This window comes from Pseudoalteromonas shioyasakiensis (genome assembly GCF_022398475.1).
Lineage (GTDB): Bacteria > Pseudomonadota > Gammaproteobacteria > Enterobacterales > Alteromonadaceae > Pseudoalteromonas.
The window spans coordinates 1-6,868 of sequence record NZ_JAKEVM010000183.1 but is presented as its reverse complement, the minus strand read 5'-3'; the positions used below and the strand labels follow the sequence as shown (position 1 = coordinate 6,868).

The 6,868-nt window shown below is 39.4% G+C and carries 5 protein-coding genes and 1 pseudogene; 3 read left to right on the top strand and 3 right to left on the bottom strand.

The annotated features are described in order from the left end of the window. Positions 1-54: 54 nt before the first annotated feature. Positions 55-1,140, top strand: coding sequence for an efflux RND transporter periplasmic adaptor subunit (locus L1D51_RS19830; RefSeq protein ID WP_239964593.1), 1,086 nt, complete (start codon positions 55-57; stop codon positions 1,138-1,140). Next, entirely contained in the window at positions 1,140-4,211 is a 3,072-nt protein-coding gene (locus tag L1D51_RS19825) for an efflux RND transporter permease subunit (protein ID WP_239964592.1), read from the top strand. Before L1D51_RS19830 ends, L1D51_RS19825 begins: the two co-directional genes overlap by 1 nt. 68 nt (positions 4,212-4,279) lie before the next feature. Here the strand turns inward: L1D51_RS19825 and L1D51_RS19820 are convergent, their stop codons facing one another. Beyond that, positions 4,280-4,501 carry a hypothetical protein gene (locus tag L1D51_RS19820; RefSeq protein ID WP_054562372.1) on the bottom strand — a complete coding sequence of 74 codons (222 nt, stop codon included), beginning with the start codon at positions 4,499-4,501 and terminating at the stop codon, positions 4,280-4,282. A 364-nt stretch (positions 4,502-4,865) separates the two neighbouring features. Here L1D51_RS19820 and L1D51_RS19815 point away from each other — a divergent pair, with 364 nt between their 5' ends. Then, on the top strand, positions 4,866-5,408 hold the full coding sequence (locus L1D51_RS19815; protein WP_239964591.1) for a hypothetical protein: 543 nt from the start codon (positions 4,866-4,868) through the stop codon (positions 5,406-5,408). A gap of 73 nt (positions 5,409-5,481) precedes the next feature. On the opposite strand, the pseudogene L1D51_RS21880 reads toward L1D51_RS19815, so the two are convergent. After that, positions 5,482-6,005: pseudogene (locus tag L1D51_RS21880) on the bottom strand (pseudouridine synthase); the annotation flags it as partial. A gap of 263 nt (positions 6,006-6,268) precedes the next feature. After that, positions 6,269-6,613, bottom strand: coding sequence for a hypothetical protein (locus L1D51_RS19805; RefSeq protein ID WP_239964590.1), 345 nt, complete (start codon positions 6,611-6,613; stop codon positions 6,269-6,271). Between the last annotated feature and the right edge of the window lie 255 nt (positions 6,614-6,868).

Genomic DNA, 6,868 nt, shown 5'->3' with positions numbered 1-6,868 from the left:
TCTTTGCAGCGTATCCTGCAGCAAATTTATGCTTTCTTATCTATGGAGAAGACAATGAGATTGGCAACCGCCGCGTTAATGAGCAGCATGTTTTTGCTTCTTGCGGCATGTTCAGAGCAAGCACAGCAAGATGAAGCAGAGCCGGTAGTACGTCCTGTTAAACTTTTTAATATTGGCAATAATTCAGAACAAAGCATTCGCAGCTTTCCTGCTGAAGTTGTTGCTAACCAAGGTTCTTATCTCGCTTTTAGAGTAAATGGTGAGTTACTTGAGTTCCCTGCTCTTGCGGGCCAACACGTTGAAAAAGGAGAGCTTTTAGCAAAACTGGATCCTGAAGATTTTCAACTGCAGTATGAAGAGCGTAAAGCACGTTTTGAACTTGCAGCGTCTCAACTTGAGCGAGTGCAAAAGCTTTTTAATCGCTCCATTGCCAGTCAATCTGAGTTAGACCAAGCCCTTGCCAATAAACAGGTTGCTGAGTCAGCGCTAAAAATTGCCAAAACCAACCTAGATAATAGTGAATTACGCGCGCCGTTCGCTGGTACTGTGGCAAAGGTGTTTGTGAAAAACTTTGAAAATATTCAAGCAAAACAAAACATTCTTCGCCTTGAAACCCGCGACCTGATGGATGTGGTTATTCAAGTACCTGAAAAGCTCATTGCACGTATCGATAAAGACGTACATTACCAACCAGAAGTTGTATTTGATGGTTACCCAAACAAGTCATATCAATTAACCATTAAAGAGTTTGATACCCAAGCCGACCCAATTACTTTAACGTATAAAGTTGTGTTTTCATTACCTGTGCCAGAAGATTTTAATCTACTTGCCGGTATGACTGGCCGCGTTGATATAGACTTAAGCAAAATCACCAGCTCACAGTCACCTTATACATTACTGCCTGTTGAGGCGGTATTCTCAGAACCTACTGAGTCTGAAAACAACAACAGCTATGTGTGGCTTTATGACGAAAACACAGGTTTAGTGCACAAGCAAGCTGTTGAAGTTGGCCAATTACACCGTGATGGTATTGAAGTACTCTCAGGTATTAAAGAAGGCCAAATCATTGTGGCTGCTGGTGTGCACTTTTTAGAAGAAGGCATGAAAGTGCGTCCATGGCAAAAAGAGCGAGGCTTATAATGAGCTTTGCAGCACTCGCTATTGAAAGAAAAGTCATTAGCTGGATGTTCGCGCTGTTTTTACTGATTGGTGGAACCGTCGCTTACTTTGGCTTAGGACAACTAGAAGATCCTGAATTCACCCTAAAAAAAGCCATGGTGATCACCCTTTATCCGGGCGCGTCACCACAGCAGGTTGAAGAAGAAGTCACCTTCCCTATTGAAAATGCAATTCAACAGCTACCGTATGTTGATTACGTAACCAGTATTTCATCACCGGGTAAATCGCAAATTACCGTCGAGATGAAAAGCAATTATCGTAAACAAGACTTACGCCAAATATGGGATGAGTTGCGTCGTAAAATCAATGATCAAGCATCGTCGATGCCCTCTGGTGTTTATCCTAGTAAAATTATGGATGACTTTGGTGATGTATACGGAGTGATGTATGCAGTCACTGGTGATGGTTATTCTTACGATGAGCTTAAAGATTACGTTGATTATTTAAAACGTGAACTGGTTTTAGTCGATGGCGTTAGTAAAGTAACCGTGGGTGGTGAGCAACAAGCACAAGTCATGGTTGAGATTTCAACCCGCAAACTTGCCCAGTTAGGTATTTCGCCTAATCGTATTTATCAGCTTTTACAAACTCAAAATAGCGTATCGAACGCAGGTAAAGTGCGCGTTGGCGATGAATCAATTCGCTTACACCCAACCGGTGAATTTAAAGACGTAAAAGAGCTCGAAAACCTACTCATTTCAAAACCAGGTGAAAATGAGCTTATTTACTTGGGTGATGTTGCTACCGTTTTTCGTGAGTACGCCGAAGTCCCTAACAATATTATTCGCTATAACCAGCAACAAGCATTACTGGTTGGCGTGTCATTTAGCACAGGCGTTAACGTTGTTGATGTAGGCGCAAATATTGATGCCCATTTAGCGTCACTTGAATATCAACGACCACATGGTATGGAAATAAACAGTGTTTATAACCAACCTGCCGAAGTTGAAAAGTCAGTAAGTGGCTTTATTATCAGCCTACTTGAAGCCGTTGCTATTGTTATAATCGTGCTTTTAGTCTTCATGGGCTTTAAGAGCGGCGTATTGATTGGTGTAATACTTCTACTGACCGTACTAGGTACCTTCATTTTCATGAAGTTATTTGCCATTGATTTACAGCGGATCTCATTAGGTGCCTTGATTATAGCCTTAGGGATGCTGGTTGATAATGCCATTGTCGTAACCGAAGGCATATTAATAAACCTCAAGCGCGGACAAACAAAACTGCAAGCGGCGACTAACATTGTTAATCAAACCAAGTGGCCATTACTGGGTGCTACGGTTATTGCTATTACTGCCTTTGCGCCGATTGGCTTGAGTTCAGATGCCAGTGGTGAGTTTGCTGGCAGCTTGTTCTGGGTGTTGTTTATTTCATTGTTACTAAGCTGGATCACAGCCATTACTTTAACGCCTTTCTTCGCTGATTTAATGTTTAAACAAGCCACTGAAAAACAGCCGCATCACGATGAAGACCCTTATCAAGGTGTTATTTTTAATGTTTATAAAGGCGTGTTACATACAGCAATGCGGTACCGTAAAACCACGCTACTGCTGATGGTGATCCTGCTTGTTAGCTCAGTTTATGGCTTTAAATTTATCAAGCAGTCGTTCTTCCCAGCATCGAATACTCCTATGTTTTATGTTGATTATTGGCATACGCAAGGCGCTGATATTCATACCACTATGGATGGTGTTGCAAAGCTCGAAAAATTCTTACAAGCCGACCCACTGGTTGAAGAAATAACCACAACGGTTGGTCAAGGTGCACCGCGTTTTATGCTGACTTACGCACCTGAAAAATCATACCCAGCCTATGGGCAATTGATTATTCGAGTAAAAGACCGCGAAGCTGTTACAACCATGATCAAAAAAGTACGCGATTACCAATACGAACATGTACTTGATGCTCAGCTTAAAGTTAAACGTATGGAAATTGGTCCATCAACAGATGCAAAAATTGAAGCGCGTTTTTCTGGTGCTGATCCTGTGGTACTTCGCCAATTAGCAAAAGAGGCAAAAGACATTCTGCATCAAGATGCTGGGGCATTTAATATCCGTGACGATTGGCGTGCTCGCTCGAAGTTAATTCGTCCGCAATTTAACGAGCAAAAAGCCCGTCGTTTAGGGATTGCTAAATCTGACCTTGATCAACTGCTTTTAACTAGCTTATCGGGTAAACAAGTGGGCGTTTATAAAGACGGCACGCAAATGCTGCCAATTATTGCTCGCTCACCTGCAGAAGAGCGCTTAAACGTTGAAAGCTTACGTGACTTACAAATTTACAGCCCAGTGTTAGGTGTATTTGTACCGGTGACACAAGTGGTTGATGATTTTGTTGTTGAGTGGGAAGACAGCTTGATCATGCGACGTGACCGTAAGCGTACCATCACTGTAATGGCCGACCACGATGTTATTGGCGATGAAACTCCAGCGAAGCTGTTTGCACGTGTTCGCAAAGACATAGAAACTATTGAACTACCTCGTGGCTATGAATTGCAATGGGGCGGCGAGTATGAGTCATCAACAGATGCGCAAAAAGCTATTTTCGGCTCATTACCTCTTGGTTACTTAGCTATGTTCGCTATAACTGTATTACTATTCAATTCAGTTAAAAAGCCTTTAGTGATTTGGGCAACAGTGCCACTAGCCATTGTAGGTGTATCAGCTGGTTTATTACTAATGAATGCAGCATTTAGCTTTATGGCACTGCTCGGCTTACTGAGCTTAAGCGGTATGCTCATCAAAAACGGCATTGTATTAGTTGATCAAATTAATCTTGAACTCGATAGTGGTAAAGACCCTTACAAAGCAGTATTCGACTCTGGTGTAAGCCGTGTTCGTCCTGTAGCGATGGCTGCAATTACCACCATTTTAGGCATGATCCCACTGCTATTTGACGTATTCTTCCAGTCAATGGCGGTAACCATTATGTTTGGTCTTGGTTTTGCGACAGTGCTGACACTAATTGTTGTGCCTGTGCTCTATACCATGCTGTTTAAGATCAAAGTACCTAAACAGCGTCACGCTAATTAATACAGATTGACTCTCAACCTAAAGCCCTATCAGCAAACTGTTAGGGCTTTTCTTTATTACCTTTTATTTTAATAAGCAAAAAGGTAATAAAATCCGCCACAGCCAGCAAATAAAAATAAACAACACCAAAAATAAAAGCGCACTGGTTCTTGGTGCTTATAAATGGTGCTAATGCTCCCTGTATAACTTCGGCTACCTACACGAATTTTATTCGTTAATAACCCCAACACCCCATAACCAACAAACAATAGGGATGCAATAAAGATAAATGCATTCTGAAAGCTAGCCATTGATAACCCTGTTTATTAGTCGTGAAAATTGGTCAGCTATCAATTTTTAACTTATTTATTATTCTCGGTAAAGTCGGATGCCGAGAGCTCGCCTGTGTCTAGCATAAGTATTTTGTTATTTAAGGTGGGTGTCTAGTTACTTTTAAAGTTAAAGTGGATGTCCATTTAAAGTGGGTGTCCATTTTTGATGTTCTGATTGTGGTTTTAAATAAAGTGAGTGTCTGTTTAATGATTATCTTTAAAGTGGGTGTCCATTTATGGTGGTCTAGCTATGGTTGTGAATAAAGTGGGTGTCTATTTAATGGTTAACCTATCAGCTTGTGTGCTAACCTATTGCTGCTTATTTAAGACTTGAAGGGCTAAGATGCGTAGAAAAGTACTTTACTTATTGATTGCAATATTCAGTGGTACCTTAAGCGCCAATGAAAATACATACTATCAGCATGAGTCTAATGTAGCTTTTCACGTTGCCGTTGAAAGTTTATCTGATGCTGTTTTAGCAATTGAAGGACAAAATGGATTGATATTTAACTCAAGATGGATTTTTGGGGAAATAGGCACACCAATCGCAGATATTTGTGAAGGGCAACAATCACCCGATTTAGAGCTCGGGTGTGATTCTGTTTCAAGCCCGACTGTTGAATCTCATTACGACTTTCCACAAAACAGTCAGATTGCTCTGTATTTTAGACCTAACTTGATTGTGAATGGATTCAAATTGATTGAAGCAAGTGTTAAAAACAATAAAGTAACACTATTACTATTTGAAGATGACAATACAAAAGAGCTGTTCTTTGTAAGGAAACATCAACTTATCGATATTATCGCGAAAAAACTCACTAAAAAAGAATTTCAACAGAAAAGAGACCGTCTTGAAGCTGATGCCACTGACCCTAATGAAGGCTGAGGTTGCACTATATATCATTAAAGAACCCTGAAGATTACGAGTAAATACTAGCCAGGGCTCTAATGCGCTGAGCTTACTTTTTCAGACTTAATGTGCCTGTGCGTTTGGTACTGCTACGCTTCGTTTGATTTGGTTTTGATGAATGTGAATTGCCAGCCTTTGCTCTTGATTGACCTTGCTTAGCATCACTGCGTGCTTTTTTCACGTATTTAGAAAAGTCGCGCTTTTTTCTTCTTCATTACGTGGCTTTTGCTTAGCACGAGCTTGCGTTGGCTGTTTGTTTTCATCAATTGAACGCTCTTGTGTTTTACCTGAGTCGGCAATTGAGTTATTGATCTCAGCCATTTCTTGTTCGGTTAAGTGACGCCACTGCCCTACTTTTAAACCCTTTAGGGTCACGTTCATAATTCGTGTGCGCTTTAAAGTCACCACTTCATAGCCTAAATATTCGCACATACGACGTATTTGGCGGTTTAAGCCTTGTGTTAGCACTATAGTAAATTGCTGTGGGCCAGTTTGTTTAACCTTACACTTTTTAGTAACGGTATCGAGGATAGGAATGCCATTTGCCATCTTATTCACGAACTGACGATTAAGAAAATTAACCTTTGTGAAGTTTTATAAAAGCCTCAATCAAGAACATACATCCTTAAAGGGATGTCTAATTATTATTGAGTTACAAGAAAGGTATTATTGTTGAAAGCCCTCAATAGAGTATTAAATAGCAAATAAGCAATAGTCCTTGTTTAAGGCTGATAAAATTTATTTCCATAACTTTTCTATCAATCGTTTCTGCTTTTGGAAAGTAAGTTAAATTTCAGGTTATTGTAATGATAAAATTTAAAACAAGATATTAGTCATTACTTTTCAGCAAACTCAAACATATCTAAAATCAAAACATTTGAACTACTACAAACACCTTTATTCTGATACCAAAGGAATTGTATTTTTTGACCAGTCGCATTTGCTGAAAGTAAACCAGCAACCATATCTTTATAGGCAAGAGAATCTACATTATTTACCTTAAAATGCATACGATAATGATTGCCACCACCACAACCCATTGGAGCAGGTTTAACTGCAACATACACTCCACCAGAACCAAAGCGAAGTTTAGATACTTGAAAACTACCCACTTCGTAGTCTGCTGCAACCACCATAACAGGAAAAGTAAGTAGTACGAAAAAAATAAAAAGTACTTTCATCTTAATCTCGATTTTAAATTTTATTTAAGTATGAAATTATAAGCTAGGTTGTAGAACATTATCAAACGCTGAATCAACATACTAAAGCCACACCCCGTTCTCTTAACATGATAGACACATTAAAAATTCAACTTCACTCGATATAAATCCATTAAACACTTAAACATAATTAATATTTAGAAAATCATATCACGTTAAATTTTACGAATTTTAAAATAGTGATAATTTTTAATAACTAGCAAGTAAATTTAAGGT